The sequence below is a fragment of the Dermacoccus sp. BD5 genome (genome assembly GCF_044878485.1).
Taxonomy (GTDB): Bacteria; Actinomycetota; Actinomycetes; order Actinomycetales; family Dermatophilaceae; genus Dermacoccus; species Dermacoccus nishinomiyaensis.
This window is the reverse complement of sequence record NZ_JANJER010000029.1, coordinates 1-16816: the sequence shown is the minus strand read 5'-3', so window position 1 is coordinate 16816 and position 16816 is coordinate 1. Positions and strand designations below refer to the sequence as shown.

The following is a 16816-nucleotide window of genomic DNA, read 5'->3' as shown; positions in this document are numbered from 1 at the left end:
GCCCCCCCCCCCGGGGCCCCCCCCGCCCCCGCCCCCCCCCCCCCCCCCCCCCCCCCCCCCCCCCCCCCCCCCCCGGGGGGGGGGCGGGGGCGCCCGCCCCCCCCCCCCCCCCCCCCCCCCCCCCCCCCCCCCCCACAACCCCTTCGTCGGTGGGAGGGCTCGTCAGGCGGACGGGTGCGTCATGTCGGCGGGCACGACCCAGCGGTCGAAGTCCTCGCCCGTCACGTCGCCGGACGCGAGCGCCGCTTCGCGCAGCGTCGTGCCCTCCTTGTGCGCCTTCTTCGCGATGGCGGCGGCCTTGTCGTAGCCGATGTGACGGTTGAGCGCCGTCACGACCATGAGGTTCGAGGCGAGGTTGGCGTCGATGCGCTCCCGGTTCGGCTCGATGCCACGTGCGCAGTGCGTGGTGAACGAACGGCACGCATCCGAGATGAGGCGGATGCTCTCCAGCACGGCGTGCGCCATGACGGGCTTGAACACGTTGAGCTGGAAGTTGCCCTGCGAGCCGGCGAAACCGACCGTCGCGTCGTTGCCGAACACGCGGGTGGCGACCATCGTCATCGCCTCGCACTGCGTCGGGTTGACCTTGCCCGGCATGATCGAGCTGCCCGGCTCGTTCTCCGGGATGATGAGTTCGCCGATGCCGTTGCGCGGGCCTGAGGCAAGCCAGCGCACGTCGTTCGCGATCTTCATGAGCGCCCCGCCGAGCAGCTTGAGCGACGAGCTGACGGCGACGAGCTCGTCATGCGCCGACAGCGACGCGAACAGGTTGTCGGCCTGGTGGAAGCTCTCGCCCGTGATCTCGGAGATCTTCTGCGCGGCGAGCATCCCGAAGTCGGGGTGCGCGTTGAGCCCCGTCCCGACGGCGGTGCCGCCGATCGCGAGCGCCCGCGTCGCCTGCTCGGCCTGACGCACCTGCGACAGCGCGAAGTCGAGCTGCGCGACCCAGCCGCCGATCTCCTGACCGAGACGGATCGGCGTCGCGTCCTGTAGGTGGGTGCGCCCGACGCAGATGACGTCGTCGAACTCCTTCGCCTTGGCGTCGAGCACGTCACGCAGCTCGGTGACGGCCGGATAGAGGCGCTCGAGGAGGTCGAGGACGACGGCGATGTGCATCGCCGTCGGGAACGTGTCGTTCGACGACTGACCGCGGTTGACGTGATCGTTGGGGTGAACGGGCTTCTTCGAGCCGCGCTCTCCGCCGGCGAGTTCGATCGCGCGGTTGGAGATGACCTCGTTGGCGTTCATGTTCGACTGCGTGCCCGAGCCTGTCTGGAACACGACGAGCGGGAACTGATCGTTCAGCTTGCCGTCGATGACGTCGTCCGCGGCCTTCTCGATGAGCTCCGCGACATCCTTCGGGAGCTGCTCCAGATCGGCGTTCGCCTGCGCGGCGGCCTTCTTGAGGATGCCGAGTGCCCGCACCATGACGGGCCCCCACACGAACGTGTCGCGGCCGATGTCGAAGTTCTCGATGCTGCGCTGCGTCTGCGCGCCCCAGTAGGCGTTCTCGTCGACCTCGATCTGACCCATGCTGTCGGTTTCGATGCGCTTGACCATGCCTCCAGCTTAGGCACCCTCACCACGATCGCGAACGTCCGGAGGGGTGCGCCGCGAGGCCACCCTCGTCGTCAGCGCCCAGCCGTAACCCTCTGCGTCCAAGTGCACCCGGGTGCACTTGGACGCAGGGGGGCGGGGAGGTCACAACCAGTCGTTGTGGCGGAAGATCGCGTAGAGCCCGCCCGACAACGCAACGGTGATGACGACGCTCATGACGAGCCCCGAATGCGCCTGGAAACCGGGGTAGGGCACGTTCTGGCCGAACCAGCCCGTCACGGCCGTCGGCACCGAGATGATCGCGGCCCACGCGGCGAGTTTCTTCATGATCGTGTTGAGCCGCGCGTCCTGCAGCGACAGGTTCGTCTCGAAGACGGTGCTCACCATGTCGCGCAGCGACTCGGTCCACTCCGAGGCACGCAGCACGTGGTCGTACAGGTCGTCGTACCAGGCGTCGAGTGGCCCGCCCGTGCGCCCGCGGTGACGCATGAGCGCGTTGACGACCTCACGCATCGGCAGGACGACGCGGCGCAGCGCGACGAGATCCTTGCGGATCGCGTACGTCGTGCGGACGAACTCGCTGCCGGTGCGTCGTTCCGCGAACAACGTCTCCTCTAGGCCTTCGAGAGCGTCGTCGAGCGACTGGATTGTGTCGAAGTGGCCGTCGACGACGTAGTCGAGCAACCCGTGCACGAGCGCGCCGCTGCCCTGCGTCATGAGTGAGGCGGAATCATCCCAGCGCTTCACGACCTCACCCATGTCGAACGCTTCGCAATACGGCGAGCTGACCCTGATCGTGATGAGCGCCCGCGGCAGCACGATGCCGCTGATGCGCGTGACGCTGAGGTGGCTGCGCCCGTCAGCGTGCTCGGCGAGGGTGTCGGTCGCGAGCTGCGTGGCGTACACGGTGAAGAACAGATGGTCGGCGTGAGGCGTCACCTTGGCGCGCTCGTGCGGAGCGAGAGCATCCTCGACCACCGTCCCGCTCACGCCCAACCGCAGGACGAGCTGACGCAGTTGCTCCGGCGACGGGTCGAGCAGGTCGACCCAGACGAGGTTCTCCTCGTCGCGCATCGCGTCGGCGAGCGCACCCGCCTCGATGGAGCGCACCTTCGTCTCTTCCCTGCGCCACACCCGCGCGTCAGCGATATCGAGACCCTCGATCATGACGCCTCACCGGCGCGCGGGGGGTTCGAGCGAAGCGAAGCAGGACGAATCATGAGCGCATTGTGACGCATCGCCCCGACAAGACGCTGTGGATCGCGCCGACAGGACGCTGGGATCGTCGCGGCCCGGTTCACGGGGCGGAAGCACCCACGGACCATCGCGCTACTCGCTTCGTCGTTCGTCGCGGCCCGCTCACGGGTCGCAGGCCCTAGGCTGACGGCATGTCCTTCACGGAGTACTTCAGCCCTGACCGTTTCGACTCCCCCGCCACCGAGGACGACCTCACGCACGCCGAGGAGAAGCTCGGCGTCACCTTTCCCGACGACCTGCGCGCCTTCTGGCTGACGACGGCGACGTACAACGGCAACGTCCACATGGCCAACGGCACCGACGGGCCCTATCTGCGCGTGCTGCACCCGAGTTCGGTGACCAAGACCGGCGACATCGTCGTCTTCGGCCGCGGCGAGGACTGGGACTTCGGCGTCGTCCCCGGTCACCCGACGCGCTGGGTCGACGTCGAGCGCGACAGCGGCGAAGAGCTCAGCGAGCTCGGCGCCACGTTCGTCGGCTTCCTCGAGTCGCTGCGCAACGAGCACGCCGAGCAGGACGACCTGTTCGCCTGAGCCCGGTGATCAGGGCGCTATGACGCGCCCACGCTGACCAGGACAACCGGGCGTCAGGCGTGATGACGGCGCCGGGCGCGGCGCGTGGTGCGTCATCACGACGCATCGGCGAGGCGCTGCTCCGTCGTCATCGCGCCTCGAACCACTCGGCCCATGAGCGCCCACGGACCCGGAATGGCGGGCATCTCGACACCGGCGAACCTCCAGTGCCACCGCGCCGGCACACCCGTCAGAGCGTCTCGACGAGCCGGATGCGCTGCAACACCACCGGCGTCGCATCGTCGACGACGAGATCGGGGTCGCCGAGTTCGGCCCGTATCGCGTCGGAGGCCCAGAAGCGTTCGTGCGCCTCGCGCCATTCGTCGACGCTGCGGAACCCCTCCCCCTCGTCGACGGCGTGCTCGAGGTCGACCTCTCCCAGCGGGACGACGCGCACCTCGACTGTCTCGGTGACGCCGACGGGCATCCCCGCCGACGAGATGAGCACCTCGCGCTCACCGACCCGCGGCAGTTCATCGTGCGCTGAATACGCGGCTGCCAGGGATGATGTCGCCGTCTTGGCACCGCGAAGGATCGGCGCGAGCAGCGCGTCCCGTTGCGGGCCCGCGAACCCGTAGAGACCGGGTCGGGCACCGGGCCACTGCGCGTCGATCGCGACCTGACGAACCCTCTCCACGTAGCTCTCCCAGGAGAACTCGTCGCCCCACGGCAGGTTGGGGTTCGCCTCACGCATGCCGACGCGTCCGTCGAGCAGTTCGCGCAGGACGTCGACCTGCCCCGCGTGGCGGGCCACCTCCACGCTCAGATGGACGAGAACGCGGTGCAGGGTGACGTCGGGCTGCGGCCACCACGGCACGTGGCCGGCGGCGTCGAGGTCGAGGCTCGCGATCGTCTCGTCGGCGTGTGCGACGGCCCGGCGGTAGAGGCGCACGACGCTCTCCACGGTCTCGTCGGACGTCGCCCACAGGTCGGCGTTGGGCTCGGCGTTCTGCCCCATCCACGGCAGCTCCTCGCCGGGGCGGTCGAAGACGAGCCCGAGGTAGCCGTACTCCATCGCCGCGAGGTGCTTGACGATGCCGAGCAGGTTCGACCCCGTCGGCGTCATCGGCCAGCGCAGCTGCCACTCGTCGAGGCCCTCGAGCTTCCACAGGAGCGCCGAACGCAGCGAGTCGAGGTACGTCTTCAGCGTGGCCTTGTCATCCATTCGACCAGGGTAGGTGCCAGCGGTGACAATGGAGCCCATGCCCACCACTGCGCCGTCGACGACGTTTACCTCCGACCAGAGCCACGCCCTCATCCGCGCGGTGCTCGGCATCTTCGGGGTCAACGGCATCATGATGGGCGCGTGGGGCGGCTCGATGCCGGGGCTGCGCGAACGGGTGCACACCGACGCCTCCGGGATCGGCGTGCTGCTCCTGCTCTCCGGCGCCTCCGCGATCGTCGCGATGCAGGTCGGTGGCCGCATCGCCGACCGCAGCACTCCTCGCCTGCCGGCTCTCGTCAGCGGGGTGACGATGGCGCTCGGGTTGCTCGTCGTCGCCGTCGCGCCGAACTACGCGACGCTGCTCGTCGCCGCCATGCTCATCGGTTCGAGCAACGGCGTCATGGACGTCGCGATGAACGCGCTCGGCGTCGACGCCGAACAGGCGTCCAGACGGGCGGTCATGAGCCGCTTCCATGCGTTCTTCTCGCTCGGCGGCTTCGTCGGCGCGCTGTTCGTCATGGGGTTCGCACGGTGGCAGGGCGGGCACGACGCCGACCCGCGCTGGGCGCTCGTGGCCGCTGCCGCCGCCGCGAGCGTCGGCCTGGCGGCGCTGTTCGCGCTGACACCGCGCGCGCCGCACGTCGAGGAATCCGACGCGGACCCCGCCAACACCGCGCGGCCGAGCATTCCCGCGCAGGCGTGGCTGCTCGGCGTGATGGCGCTGTTCTTCGGTTTCACGGAGGGCACCGCGATCGACTGGGCCTCGATCCACGTCACGGACGTCGCGCACGTCGACCCGGGGGTCGGCGCGGCCGGTCTCGTCTGCGTGTCCGCGACGATGGTCGTCATCCGTCTGCTCGGCGACTCACTCGTGGCACGATTCGGGCGCGCCGCCGTCGTGCGCTTCGGCGCGCCCGTCGCGGTGGCCGGGTTCGGCGTCGTCATCACGACGTCGTCGCTGCCGCTCATCCTCGTCGGCTGGCTGCTCGTCGGGCTGGGCGTCGGCATGATCGCCCCGCAGATCTACGCCATCGCCGGCCACATCGGCGGGGGCCGCGTGCTCGCCATCGTCACCGCTTTCGGCTATACCGCGTTTCTCGCGGGGCCCGGCATCATCGGTTTCCTCAGCAACCACTTCGGCATCCAGCGCGCGATGATCCTGCCGTTCGTCGCGGGCCTGCTGTTGACGGCGCTGACGTTCACCGCGGCGTTGCGCGACCCGCAGGAGAGCTGACGCCTCGTCCCCGCCGGGTCAGTCGAGCGCCTGCCCCCGACGTTCGGGCAGCGCGAGCGCGGCGAGCGTCGCGACCGCGAAGGCCGCGGCGATGACACCGAACGTCCAGCCTTCGCCGTGATGGGTGAACACCCAGGGCACGACGAGCGGCGCCACGATCGAGGCGATGCGCCCGAACGCCGTCGCGCCGCCGGCGCCGCCCGCGCGCATGAGCGTCGGGTAGATCTCGGGCGTGATGGCGTACAGCGCACCCCACGCGCCGAGGTTGAAGAAGCTGAGTGCGCACCCGGCGGCCATGATCGTCGTCTCCGACGTGGCCTGACCGAACAGCAGCGCCGACGCCGTCGAACCTGCGAGGAAGAGCGCGAGCGTCGGTCGGCGTCCGATCTTCTCGACGCACACCGCAGCCACCGCGTATCCGGGCAACTGTGCGATCGTGATGACGAGGGTGAAACCGAACGACTTCGCCACCGGAAAGCCGTTCGCGACGAGGAATGTCGGGATCCACAAGAAGGCCCCGTAGTAGGCGAAGTTGACGCCGAACCACGTCGCCCACAGAGCGGCCGTCCGCGTTCGATACGGCGCGGAGAACGGGCTCGCCGGCTCTGACGTTCTGGTCGTCTCGACGTCAACGGTAGTTCCCTGCGCGCCCCCGTGGGTGTCGGCAGCGTCGTCGAGGTGCGCGCTGTCGCTTCGCTGCGCCGGACCCGCCGCGGCCTCGAACGAGCGCACGATGCGCTCGGCGTCGTCGTCGCGGCCGGCCCTTTCCAGGAAGCGCACCGACTCGGGCAACCCACGACGCACGTGGATCGCGTAGAGAGCGGGCACGAGCCCGAGCGCCATCGCCCAGCGCCACCCGTTGTCGTGCGGCACGATCGTGAATCCGATGACGGCCGCGAGCAGCCACCCGAGCGCCCAGAACGACTCGAGGGCGACGACCATCCGTCCTCGCAGGCGCTTCGGGGCGAACTCGCTCACCAGGGTCGAGGCCACCGGCAGTTCCGCGCCGAGGCCGAGCCCGACGACGAAGCGCAGGGCGCACAGGACGAGGAAGCTCGGCGCGAGCGCCGACAGACCCGTCGCGATGCCGTAGACGACGAGTGTGCCCGCGAACACGGTGCGGCGCCCGATGCGGTCGGCCAGGGCGCCGCCGACACCGGCGCCGATCGCCATGCCGACGAAGCCGATCGAGGCGAGCACCGACAGGTCGCCGGTCGTCAGCCCCCATTCCTTCTTGACCGCCACCATGAGAAAGCTGATGAGCCCGACGTCCATCGCGTCGAGCGCCCAGCCGACGCCCGAACCGACGAGCATCGAGCGATGACGCTTTGTGAACGGCAACCGATCGAGCCGCTCGGTTCGACTCGCGGAAGCCGAGAGTGGGGTGGGACGGACCGTCATGGCGCCGCTCTTTTCGTCACATGGGGAAGAAAGGAATGACGTTCACCCTAACGCCTTTGTGTCATGACGATGAATAAAACGTCACGCCGACTTTCGGCGGGTCACGAACGCGAGCAGCGTAACGGCTGCGACGCCGGCGAGGCAGCACAGCGTCGCGTAGGTCATGGCGCCGGCGACGAAGCGTGCGTCGATGCCGCCGCCCGCTCCGGCAAACCAGACGAGGACGTCGCACGTGCCCCGCGTGCGGGCGCGGTTCGCGCTCGAGGCGGCGTCGACGAGCATCGTCGTGTCGGCCAGCAACCCTGCGTGCCAACCCAACCCCAGCAGCACGAGCGCCGCGATCATCACATCCCCTTGGCCCCCACCCTCCCCGGTGAACTCCCCCCTGCTGGGTGGTTGGTGCTGGCGTCCCTGGACTCGAGGGTCGGGCTGTCGGCTGAGGACGTGGCGTTGAAAGCGCAGCTGTGCCCTGAGTCTGGTGAGGTGTCGGGGTGGACGCGACGGCAGGTGCTGCGTCATCTGGCGCACTTGCAGGCCCACGGGCTGGATCAAGTCTCGGCGAACGCCGAGTGGACGCGCCCCCAGACCCTCCCCACACTCGAGGGGACCTCTGTCGAGCATCAGGTGGTGCGTGAGCGGATCTCGTTGGAACGGCTCGTGTTTCGTGGGCGCGTCGGCGTGGGTGCTGGCGCGTCGTGCGTCGATCGCTGCGTGTCAGGAGCTTGCGCAGCGCTGGTGGGCGGGTCTGGACGCGGGTGAGCGTGCGCTCCGGGTGCAGCGGTTGAGTGGGGATTTCTCGAATCTGAGCGTGTGGCGGCAACAGCAGCGCAAGCGTGTGTGGGAGGAACGCAACCTACGCCGTGGTGTTGACCTGTCGCGGCGACATGCGGACTGGCTCGAGGCGCAGGATCGACGCGAGTTCGAGCGGCGCCGCGAGGAGCGTCGCGTGTGGTTCGCGAACCTGGCACAGCCCCTGCGTCAGGCGTACGCGACGAGTTGGGATGACCACCGCCGCCGCTACGGCTACTCCACGTCGAAGGATGGGAGGCTCTGAACCGGGCTGAGCCAACCTAGGCGGCCCGTTGTGGCCCATGATCGGGGGAACGCACCTTGCACGAGATGCACACCTACAGGGGATGGCGTGGCGAACAAGAACCCCGGCACGGCTCGCAGGCCAAGCGCGACGAGTTCTGACGACGTCGGTGTGGCCGGCTGCATCGTGCACACGGACCGCGGTCGCAATTCAGGAGCCGCAAGTTCGTGTAGGCGATCCATCGCCACGGCTTGGCCGCGTCGATGGATCGCGTCGGCGCTGCGGCTGACAACGCCGGATGGAATCGTCCTTCGCGCTGCTGCAGAAGAACGTCCTGGACCGTCAGGCCTGGCGAACTCGGGAAGAGCCTCTGATTGCGATCGTCACCTGGATCGAGCGGACGTATCACTGGCGCCGCCGGCAGGACTGGCTCGGACGATTGACGCCCATCGAGTTCGAAACCATCATGACCACAGCAGTCGAACTGGCTGCCCGACCACTGTCACCTGATCGTGCAGCGGTCCCCTTGCCCGATTGATGGTCAGTGAACAGCTCGTCGACACCCCCGAGCGCTTCTAGCTGCCTGGCTAGATTCTGCGACGTCGACGAGACGCGCGTACCCACCATTTGTCCCGGCATGTCTAGTCCCTGCTCGCAACATGAGCATTAAGGCCACCGAGGACCCTATTTGCACGCGGACCCCATGGCGTCGTTACTGTGCAAATAGGGTGTACCCCACCCCACGCAAGTAGGAACCCCCTCAGATGCACACTCTCGAACAAGGGGAATCTAGGGATGGCCCTATCGGCACACTCGGGCGCTCGGGCCGGCGGCTTCGCACCAATCGGTCAGCCGCAGTCCTCGGCTGTTGCAAAAACCTTGGCGGATTCAACCGGTCAACGCACCATTGATGGTGTTCAGGCTATCGGTGAAGGCGTCGTGGGATGAGGCCCAGCCGAGGACCTTGCGGGGCCGTTCGTTGATGCGCGTCGCGATGGTGTCGAGGTCGGTCTGGGTGAAGGAGCGTAGGTCGGCGTTCTTCGCGAGGTACTGACGCAGCAGGCGGTTCGCTGGGGGCACCTCCTGCTTGGAGCGAAGCGCGCGGGGGAGTTTCGTTCGTGCCGCGCTGCCATGGCGAACGGGCGTCACAGAAGAACACTTGCATGCCCAGGGCGTGCGTCACCTGGTCGTGGAAGGCCATTTCTCGGCCGCGATCCCACGTCAACGACCGACGAAACTGCGGCGGCACTTCGGCGAGATTCTCGATGAGAGCGTCCCTGACGGCGTCAGCCTTGTACCCGTCGGGCAGGGCGACGACGCGCACCAGGCGGGTGGAGCGTTCGACGAGGGTGGCCACGGCTGATGGGCGCTGGCCCATGATGAGGTCACCTTCCCAATGGCCGACTTCGGCCCGGTCTTCGACGCTGGTGGGCCGATCGTGGATGGAGGTCATGTTCCGCAACACGCCGCGGCGTTGGCGGGGTTTCGCGACGCGCGCGTGGCGCAGCGATCGCCCTGATCGCAGAAGGCTTCCCTGTCGTGGCGCGTGGATCTGGCCGGTGTACAGCGCGTGGTAGATCGACTCGTGCGACAACGAATCCTGCTGTTCGCGCCGTAGCCAGTGGGCGATCTGGGCGGGTGACCAACCCCGTTCCAGCTTCGCCGCGACCATGCTCGACAGCGCCGGGTCGCGGTGAAGACGTGAGGGTTTCGGGCGGCGCGCGTTGCGCCACGCGCCCGCATCGGCGGTGGCCGCGCGATAGGTGCCGGGTCCGCCGTGGCGGGCGACTTCGCGGCTGATACTCGTGTGATGCCGTCCCAGCCGAGCGGCGATGACACGGCACGACAAGCCGGCAGCGATGCCGCGGGAGATCTCTTCACGTTCACTCAGCGACAGGTGCCGCCGGTTCCGGGCGCGCGGCGGCGGCTTCACTCCGCCATGGCGGCGCAGCAGCGTCCGGACTGGGGTTTGGCTGACGCCGATCGTGCGGGCGATGAGCCTGATCGACTCACCCCTCGCCCACAACGCCCAAACGTTCTCCTGCTGCTCGTTCGACAACCCGGCCATGACACCCACGATCCCCTATCGGTGGTGGTGCGTTGACCGGTTGAACTCGCCACCGTTTGCGCACCACGTAGTCGAGGATCCGCCCTCATAAGTGGAGCCGTCGCCACGCCTAGGGTGGGCAATGCCACAAGGTGACCATAATGGTCACCTTGTGGCACAATCGACTCGTGTCACTCGCTTCCTCACCCGTCTCTCATCCGCGTTCATCGTTGAGTCGTGAACTCGCGATCGACGCTGCGGCCTCTGTCTTTGCGCAGCACGGTTTCACGCAGGCGCCGGTCCATGCCTTGGCTGCGTCTGCGGGTTACTCCAAGGCAGGGCTCCTCAAGCGGTTCGGTTCAAAGGCGGCCGTCGAGGACGCTGTTGTCGCGGCGGCGATTGACCACTCTGAGCGCGTCGCAGCTGCGGGCCAGGGTCTTCACGGTGCAGAGCGCGATGAAGCGGTTCTCGCTGAACTCATCGAAGTCTGCGCCACGCACCCTGGTTACGCCGCTCTGATGATCAGCGCATTTGCTTTGGCCAGGAAGGAGGCCGCCATGATCCGGCTGCAGCCAGCAGTTGACGCCCTCCTAGGGGCGCTCGATGCCAGCCCTAAGGGCGTGCGACGTGTCGAAATCACCGCTGCCATGAGTGGCGCGGTCGTGGCTGTTCTCGCGAACCTTGACAATCTCGCACGTGTGCGGGGCATCGCGTTGGCCGCTGCGCTGCGGGTGCTGGGCTGATGGGCACCCCAACGACGCCCCGCCACCACGATTCGTGGTCTGAACTCGTCGAGGTTGCTGGCTACGCCGATGGCGTGCCGCGCAACATCGACATCCCCCAGCAGACAGTCGATGAGATGTTCGAAGAGACCGCATCTCGTTTCGGCTCTCGCTTGGCTCTCGATTTTTTCGGCGCCACCACGTCCTACCGAGAGCTACAGACTCAGATCAACGCGGCAGCAACAACACTGCAGCAACGCGGGGTCCGCCCCGGAGACCGCGTTGCCATTGCACTGCCTTCGTGCCCTCAGGCCGTCATTGCGTTCTACGCAGTGCTCCGTGTCGGCGCAGTCGTCGTGGAACACAACCCCCTGTCCACTCGATCCGAATTCGAACGGTGCTTCCGCGACCACGAGGCGCGTGTCGCCATCGTGTGGAACAAGGTGGCTCAGACGATTGCCGACATCGATTCGCCCGCATCCCTCGACATCCTGACGGTAGACATGTCGCGCGCCCTGCCGCGCCTCAAGAGGCTCGCCTTGAGCCTTCCTCTCCCGCAGGCTCGCACGGCACGCGCAGCGATCACTGAGCCCGCCAACGTCGGCGTCTCTTTCGACGATGTCGTAAGCAGCTGCGCACGGCAGCAGCCGACCCACGCGTCGTTCCCTCGCCGCGATCCGGATGATCTGGCGCTGCTGCAGTACACCGGTGGCACAACGGGTGATCCAAAGGCTGCGATGCTCACCCACCGAAACCTCGTGGCGAATGTCGTGCAGAGCATGGCGTGGGTGCCGACCCTGCGCGCCGGCGAAGAAGTCTTCTACGGCACCCTGCCGCTCTTTCACGCCTACGGCATGACGCTGTGCCTACTCGACGCCATTCGTCTCGGGGCATGTCTCGTACTTTTCCCACGCTTCGACGAAGCGGCCGTGTGCGCTGCGATGAAGCGACGCCCCGCAACGTTCATACCTGGAGTGCCGCCGATCTATGAACGGCTGTTGAAACTTTCACAGGCGGGGAGAATCGACTTGGCGGGCGTGCGCTGGGCGATCTCGGGGGCTATGCCGCTCGATCCCGGCCTCGTGGATCGTTGGGAGTCAGCCACCGGCGGGATGCTCATCGAGGGCTACGGCATGACTGAGACGTCCCCCATTGCCCTGGCCAATCCGTTGTCGCAGGACAGGCGGCCGGGCTCTATCGGCATACCGTTTCCCTCCACCGCGGTGCGGATCGCCGACCTGGACGATCCGCAGTCGCCTGCGGCGCCCGGAGTGGCTGGTGAATTGCAGATCCAAGGCCCTCAGGTGTGTGTGGGGTATTGGGGTAAGCCCGATCTCACGGATGCCCTGTTCACGACGGACGGGTGGCTACGCACCGGAGACGTCGCCGTCCAGGACGACGACGGATTTGTCACCATTGTTGACCGCCTCAAGGAAGTCATCATCACCGCCGGATTCAACGTCTACCCCTCCGAAGTAGAAGATGTCCTGCGCGCTTTTGACGGCGTACGCGACGTTGCTGTGGTGGGCCGCAGGTTGGCCGGAGGCGATGAAGCTGTCACTGCAGCCATCGTGCTGGACGATGCGTCGAGTCTCGACGAAGAGGCCCTCACACGCCACGCGCGTCGCCACCTAGCCGGCTACAAGATTCCCCGGGAATACGTCATCGTGCCGGACATCCCCCTCAGCCCCCTAGGCAAAGTCATGCGCCGTTCAGTGCGAGACGCGCTACCACCCACCGCCTGAAACCAATCGCAGAAAAGAGCCATGTCAACCCAATCGCTCCCAGCTTCAGCGGAGGAACGCGCGCACTTCCGTCACGCAGTCGTTCTTGCCGGATTTGTTCTCATCGTGCAATGCCTTATCAGCATCTTCTACATCTGGTCTCTCGGAAACCCGACGCCACACAAGGTTCACATCATCGTCGCCAGCCGACATGAGGGAAACGCCGGGTACATCGCCAACCAGCTCAACGCCCAAACGGACCACCCGGTCCGCGCGACTATCACCACGAACCAGCAGTGGGCGCAGCAGCAGGTGAAAGACAACAAGGCAGCTGGCGTGTACGTCTTCAACCCCTTGGACAAGGTCAACGACCTCTACTATGCGACCGCCCAACCGTCGGGAAACCGTGACGTGGTCGAGCAGGTTGGCGCCAAGGTAGCGGCCAAGGCACACACCACGATCCGCGGCCACGATCTCGTCCCGACAGCGGCGCACGACAAACGCGGAATCGTCCCCTTCTACCTCGTCCTGGGCCTCATCATTGGTTCTTACCTCCTGCCCACCATGCTCGGCACGCTCACATCACCCCGAGCGTCCACGTGGGGTGGAGTCGGGTGGCGGCTCGGAGTGTTCGTGATCTTCTCAGCCATCGCAGGGATCCTCGGCGCCTGGCTGGCGAGAGATGTGCTGGATGCCCTCAACGGGCCGTTCTGGGGCTTGGCTGCCGTCGGTGCAGGGCTGTCTCTGAGCGTCAGCACCTTCGCCTACGGCCTGACGAGCCTGCTGGGGCCCGCCGCACTCGCGGTGAACCTCACGCTGTTCGTCATCCTCGGCAATCCCTCAGCCGGAGGAGCCTTTGGATACGACCTTCTGCCTGGTTTCATGCATGACATCGGGCCGTTCCTGCCGAACGGTGCCGCAACGGACGCCATGCGGGATGTGGCCTATTTCCACGGCACGGATCTGCTCAGGCCGACTCTGGTTCTCCTGGCCTGGTTCATCCTGGGTCTGTGGCTCGTCTACATGGTGAGCATCAACACTCTGACCGGTACGACACCTGATCAGGTCGCCGAGATGCAGCATGAGGATGGCTTCGGCCTGGTCGGTCAATTCGTGGAGCACCATGCACCACACCACTCGAACGATTCCGCTTGAGGGTGCTCCGGACTGGATTGCTCTGCGACCTGTCAGTGGGGTGCTTACGCAGTAGTAGCTCAAACGAAGGTTTGTGCACACCTCAGACAATCCACCCGCCTCGAACGCCACGATCTGTTGAGACGATGAGCGGCTGCACTGGGGCCACCTCTCCTAGAGTGAGCAGGTGGCCGCCGCGCGGTGCCCCGGAAAGGTTCCCCCATGGCTGCCACACGTCCTCGCCCCGACGAGCCCTCCTCAGCTCTCACGTGGGTGGCCATCGTCATCACACTCGGTATTGCTTTGGCCCTCGTGGCCATCTTCGGTGGACCCAAGGACGCATGTCGTGCACGGTGAGACCTCTGCCGGCCTCACCTGCACCGGCAGCAGCCCCACTGACTTTCCTGACGCATCGGGCCAGGTGATCAAAACGCGCACCGCGGCCGAGGCGGCGGCTGCGGAGGAATGACGCGCCACCTGGCCCAGGTGAGGTCATGCCTGCGAGGGGTTGTTGAACGATGATCAGCGGCCCGGTGAGGGTGGGGTCCTCATCAACCGGACGACGTCAGCGATCTCGGTGGGACAGGCTGCGTCGCTGGAACAAAGCGCCCGGTACACATGCCTACCCTCGGCTGTGAGGACATCGACGATCACGCCGTCCTCACCGGTGGCCTCACCGCACACGGCGCACCGGGCGGTGTCCGTGCTGTCCGGGCTGCCCGCCTCGGACACGGGACGCAGCCACACGTTCCTCACCATGACGTGATCATGCCTCGCATACTGACCGAGCGCCAGATGATTGCACTATTCCAGTCGATCTTTACGACAGCGGCCTTCGAGGCGGCCGGGCACCTCACCCCCTGCTTCCGCCCCCCTCCTCTCCTCACGCTGTGAGCATGCCGGTCGTAGCTCACACGAAGGTTTGTGCACCATCCACTCCGTGCCGTGGCGTGCATCTGGGGTGGGTGATATGCATGCACACTCGCCGCGAGTGGGGGTGTACCCCACCCCACGCAAGTAGGACCCCTCTCAGATGCGCACTTTTCAACACTGAGCATCTAGGGATGTCCCTACCTGCGTACTCGAGAGCTCAGGCCAGGCGGGTCCTCGTCGATCGACGGGCAGTCCTAGCGGTGTGGCAAAAACCTTCGTTTATGCCACGCCTGGCAGAAGAGAAGCCACCTCCGTGCCGGTGTCGTAGCCTCGTCATGTGAAAGGCGATCTTGTAACCATCGTTCCGGTGGGATCTGATCCTCGAGGAATGCTCGCGCTGCGTTACCAGTGGGTGGAACACGACGCCCGCGACCCGGAGTTCGAGCAAGTCTTCACCGACTGGTGGGAATCTGAGCGGCGCCATCGGTGCGCATTTCTCGCAATCAGGCCGGACGGTGAGCCTGTTGGCATGGCCAACGCATTGATCTACACGAGGATGCCGGCCCCCGGAGGCCCCTCAGCGCGGTGGCTGTATGCGGCCAACGTCTTCGTCACTCCAGCTCTGCGACGCCGCGGCATCGCAGCCGCTCTTATGGCAGAGATCATCGAATACGCCCGTCGTGAAGAGATGGTGCGCATCGTGCTTGCACCATCAGAGATGTCCAAGCCGCTGTATCGCTCGCTGGGCTTCCGCGTCGCTGACGACCTCATGCGCCTCGACTTGACCCCAGTCTGACCTGGCGGGGCGTAAACGGTGGGTTGGGCTACCGGGCCAGCACGATGGTGCAGAACCCTTCGTTTCGGCTACGCATCGTCTGCCAGGCTGTTGCCATGGACTTCGAGCAGCAGGTCAGTGACGCCTGGGCGTCAGCCGATCGAGAAAATCCGGCCCCCACGATCGAGTTCTTCGAACACCTCCTCGACACCGGGCCCACCGACGCGGCCCGCCTGTTCGAACTGGCCAGCGCCTATGACTGGGCGGCCCGCGAGGCTGACGCCATCCCCTTGTACGAGCGCGCTATCGCAGCCGGCCTCGACGCAAACCGCGACCGTCAAGCCCGCATCCAATACGGCAGCAGCCTACGCAACGTCGGCCGCCACACCGATGCGGTCGCCGTCCTCGAGGAGGCGCATCGGCGCTATCCCGACAGCGTCGCCGTCGACTGCTTCTTGACCCTCGCACTGGCTGGCGCAGACAGACCGGCCGCAGCCGCCATCACTGCGTTTCGAGCAGCTATTCACGATGGAGACAGCGACCTCGACGAGTACCGACAAGCCCTCACGCGGTACACGGCCGATCTGGCCTGACGCGAGGGCGCAGAACCCTTCGATTGAGCTACGTGTATACGGAGCGGAGTGCGGAGAGCCTGCGCCTTACACGGATACGCAAGGGGAGGAACTATTCCTTCAGCCCCGGGGAGCGCTGCCGTACGGTGAGGCAATGATCGATGTCGCCTCGCTGCGTCAAGCCGCCACGCAACGCGCAGCAGCCCGGCAAGCATTGCCGTTCGATGGAGTCATCACCAGCGACATCGTCCACGGCCTCCCCGTGCGCTTGTACACGCCACATGGCGTGGTCATGGACGTGACGATCTATTTCTCCCACGGGGGGTATGGCCTGTTTGGGGATCTGAATCTTCAAGACGCCTACTGCCGAGCCCTCGCAGCCACATCGGGGCGACGTGTCATCGCGGTCGACTATCGCCTCGCGCCAGAGAACACGTTCCACGAATCAGTCAATGACCTCGTGCGGTGCGTTAATGCTTGCTCAGGTCCTGGCTGTGCCGTCTTGTGTGGCGATTCCGCGGGAGGTGCGCTCAGCGTGGCAGCGGCAGCTCAAGTACCAGTTCGCGCGTTACTGCTGACGAACCCCAACCTTGACCTCACCTTGGAGTCCTTCGACCGTCACGTGAAGCGCCCTGAGTTTGTTGGAGACTCCTGACCTTGGAAACGAGGATGGGGTTATGCCGAAGGAACTGGCGAATGGGAAGCCGACGACGCGTCGCTACTCGGTCGAGGAGAAGGCCGCCGCGGTGC

Annotated in this window: 15 protein-coding genes and 1 pseudogene; 10 read left to right on the top strand and 6 right to left on the bottom strand. The window is 66.5% G+C overall.

Annotation, left to right across the window (positions count from 1 at the left end):
- Positions 1 to 162 precede the first annotated feature (162 nt).
- Positions 163 to 1560, bottom strand: a complete 1398-nt coding sequence (fumC, locus tag NQ706_RS13475) for a class II fumarate hydratase (RefSeq protein ID WP_038567213.1) — start codon at positions 1558 to 1560, stop codon at positions 163 to 165.
- 141 nt (positions 1561 to 1701) lie between these two features.
- Positions 1702 to 2724 carry a magnesium transporter CorA family protein gene (locus tag NQ706_RS13470; protein ID WP_038567210.1) on the bottom strand — a complete coding sequence of 341 codons (1023 nt, stop codon included), beginning with the start codon at positions 2722 to 2724 and terminating at the stop codon, positions 1702 to 1704.
- A 221-nt stretch (positions 2725 to 2945) separates the two neighbouring features.
- Between NQ706_RS13470 and NQ706_RS13465 the strand changes: the two genes are divergently transcribed.
- On the top strand, positions 2946 to 3347 hold the full coding sequence (locus tag NQ706_RS13465; protein ID WP_038567208.1) for an SMI1/KNR4 family protein: 402 nt from the start codon (positions 2946 to 2948) through the stop codon (positions 3345 to 3347).
- 229 nt (positions 3348 to 3576) lie between these two features.
- Here NQ706_RS13465 and NQ706_RS13460 read toward each other — a convergent pair whose 3' ends face one another.
- Complete coding sequence (locus NQ706_RS13460; protein ID WP_167539830.1) at positions 3577 to 4551, bottom strand: DUF664 domain-containing protein; 975 nt, start codon at positions 4549 to 4551, stop codon at positions 3577 to 3579.
- 37 nt (positions 4552 to 4588) lie between these two features.
- Here NQ706_RS13460 and NQ706_RS13455 point away from each other — a divergent pair, with 37 nt between their 5' ends.
- Positions 4589 to 5785, top strand: a complete 1197-nt coding sequence (locus tag NQ706_RS13455; protein ID WP_235182010.1) for an MFS transporter — start codon at positions 4589 to 4591, stop codon at positions 5783 to 5785.
- An 18-nt stretch (positions 5786 to 5803) separates the two neighbouring features.
- Here NQ706_RS13455 and NQ706_RS13450 read toward each other — a convergent pair whose 3' ends face one another.
- Entirely contained in the window at positions 5804 to 7186 is a 1383-nt protein-coding gene (locus NQ706_RS13450; RefSeq protein ID WP_051805699.1) for an MFS transporter, read from the bottom strand.
- An 81-nt stretch (positions 7187 to 7267) separates the two neighbouring features.
- Positions 7268 to 7531, bottom strand: coding sequence for a hypothetical protein (locus NQ706_RS13445; protein WP_038567203.1), 264 nt, complete (start codon positions 7529 to 7531; stop codon positions 7268 to 7270).
- A 286-nt stretch (positions 7532 to 7817) separates the two neighbouring features.
- Here NQ706_RS13445 and NQ706_RS13440 point away from each other — a divergent pair, with 286 nt between their 5' ends.
- Complete coding sequence (locus NQ706_RS13440) at positions 7818 to 8240, top strand: hypothetical protein (RefSeq protein WP_150112724.1); 423 nt, start codon at positions 7818 to 7820, stop codon at positions 8238 to 8240.
- A gap of 162 nt (positions 8241 to 8402) precedes the next feature.
- A pseudogene (locus NQ706_RS13435) lies at positions 8403 to 8757 on the top strand (hypothetical protein); the annotation flags it as partial.
- 384 nt (positions 8758 to 9141) lie between these two features.
- Here NQ706_RS13435 and NQ706_RS13430 read toward each other — a convergent pair.
- Positions 9142 to 10287: an IS30 family transposase gene (locus NQ706_RS13430; protein ID WP_150112723.1), complete on the bottom strand. Its 1146-nt coding sequence runs from the start codon at positions 10285 to 10287 to the stop codon at positions 9142 to 9144.
- Positions 10288 to 10454: 167 nt separating this feature from the next.
- Between NQ706_RS13430 and NQ706_RS13425 the strand changes: the two genes are divergently transcribed.
- From NQ706_RS13425 to NQ706_RS13400, 6 genes are all read left to right on the top strand, one after another.
- A complete protein-coding gene (locus NQ706_RS13425; RefSeq protein WP_167539829.1) occupies positions 10455 to 11009 on the top strand; it encodes a TetR/AcrR family transcriptional regulator in 555 nt (184 codons plus the stop codon).
- Positions 11009 to 12733: an AMP-binding protein gene (locus tag NQ706_RS13420; protein WP_081873597.1), complete on the top strand. Its 1725-nt coding sequence runs from the start codon at positions 11009 to 11011 to the stop codon at positions 12731 to 12733. The genes NQ706_RS13425 and NQ706_RS13420 overlap by 1 nt, the downstream gene beginning before the upstream one ends.
- A gap of 21 nt (positions 12734 to 12754) precedes the next feature.
- Positions 12755 to 13867: an ABC transporter permease gene (locus NQ706_RS13415; protein ID WP_150112722.1), complete on the top strand. Its 1113-nt coding sequence runs from the start codon at positions 12755 to 12757 to the stop codon at positions 13865 to 13867.
- A 1189-nt stretch (positions 13868 to 15056) separates the two neighbouring features.
- Positions 15057 to 15515, top strand: coding sequence for a GNAT family N-acetyltransferase (locus tag NQ706_RS13410; RefSeq protein WP_235182009.1), 459 nt, complete (start codon positions 15057 to 15059; stop codon positions 15513 to 15515).
- Between the two features lie 95 nt (positions 15516 to 15610).
- The gene (locus NQ706_RS13405; RefSeq protein ID WP_038570433.1) at positions 15611 to 16087 is read left to right on the top strand and encodes a tetratricopeptide repeat protein; all 477 of its coding nucleotides are present in this window, start codon (positions 15611 to 15613) and stop codon (positions 16085 to 16087) included.
- 133 nt (positions 16088 to 16220) lie between these two features.
- Complete coding sequence (locus NQ706_RS13400; RefSeq protein WP_167539828.1) at positions 16221 to 16721, top strand: alpha/beta hydrolase; 501 nt, start codon at positions 16221 to 16223, stop codon at positions 16719 to 16721.
- The last annotated feature ends 95 nt before the right edge of the window (positions 16722 to 16816 follow it).

What these genes read in the sequence shown, in the direction of transcription:
- fumC (WP_038567213.1), bottom strand. Translation starts at nt 1,560, where the DNA reads ATGGTCAAGCGCATCGAAACCGACAGCATGGGTCAGATCGAGGTCGAC.
- NQ706_RS13470 (WP_038567210.1), bottom strand. Translation starts at nt 2,724, where the DNA reads ATGATCGAGGGTCTCGATATCGCTGACGCGCGGGTGTGGCGCAGGGAA.
- NQ706_RS13465 (WP_038567208.1), top strand. Translation starts at nt 2,946, where the DNA reads ATGTCCTTCACGGAGTACTTCAGCCCTGACCGTTTCGACTCCCCCGCC.
- NQ706_RS13460 (WP_167539830.1), bottom strand. Translation starts at nt 4,551, where the DNA reads ATGGATGACAAGGCCACGCTGAAGACGTACCTCGACTCGCTGCGTTCG.
- NQ706_RS13455 (WP_235182010.1), top strand. Translation starts at nt 4,589, where the DNA reads ATGCCCACCACTGCGCCGTCGACGACGTTTACCTCCGACCAGAGCCAC.
- NQ706_RS13450 (WP_051805699.1), bottom strand. Translation starts at nt 7,186, where the DNA reads ATGACGGTCCGTCCCACCCCACTCTCGGCTTCCGCGAGTCGAACCGAG.
- NQ706_RS13445 (WP_038567203.1), bottom strand. Translation starts at nt 7,531, where the DNA reads ATGATCGCGGCGCTCGTGCTGCTGGGGTTGGGTTGGCACGCAGGGTTG.
- NQ706_RS13430 (WP_150112723.1), bottom strand. Translation starts at nt 10,287, where the DNA reads ATGGCCGGGTTGTCGAACGAGCAGCAGGAGAACGTTTGGGCGTTGTGG.
- NQ706_RS13420 (WP_081873597.1), top strand. Translation starts at nt 11,009, where the DNA reads ATGGGCACCCCAACGACGCCCCGCCACCACGATTCGTGGTCTGAACTC.
- NQ706_RS13415 (WP_150112722.1), top strand. Translation starts at nt 12,755, where the DNA reads ATGTCAACCCAATCGCTCCCAGCTTCAGCGGAGGAACGCGCGCACTTC.
- NQ706_RS13405 (WP_038570433.1), top strand. Translation starts at nt 15,611, where the DNA reads ATGGACTTCGAGCAGCAGGTCAGTGACGCCTGGGCGTCAGCCGATCGA.
- NQ706_RS13400 (WP_167539828.1), top strand. Translation starts at nt 16,221, where the DNA reads ATGATCGATGTCGCCTCGCTGCGTCAAGCCGCCACGCAACGCGCAGCA.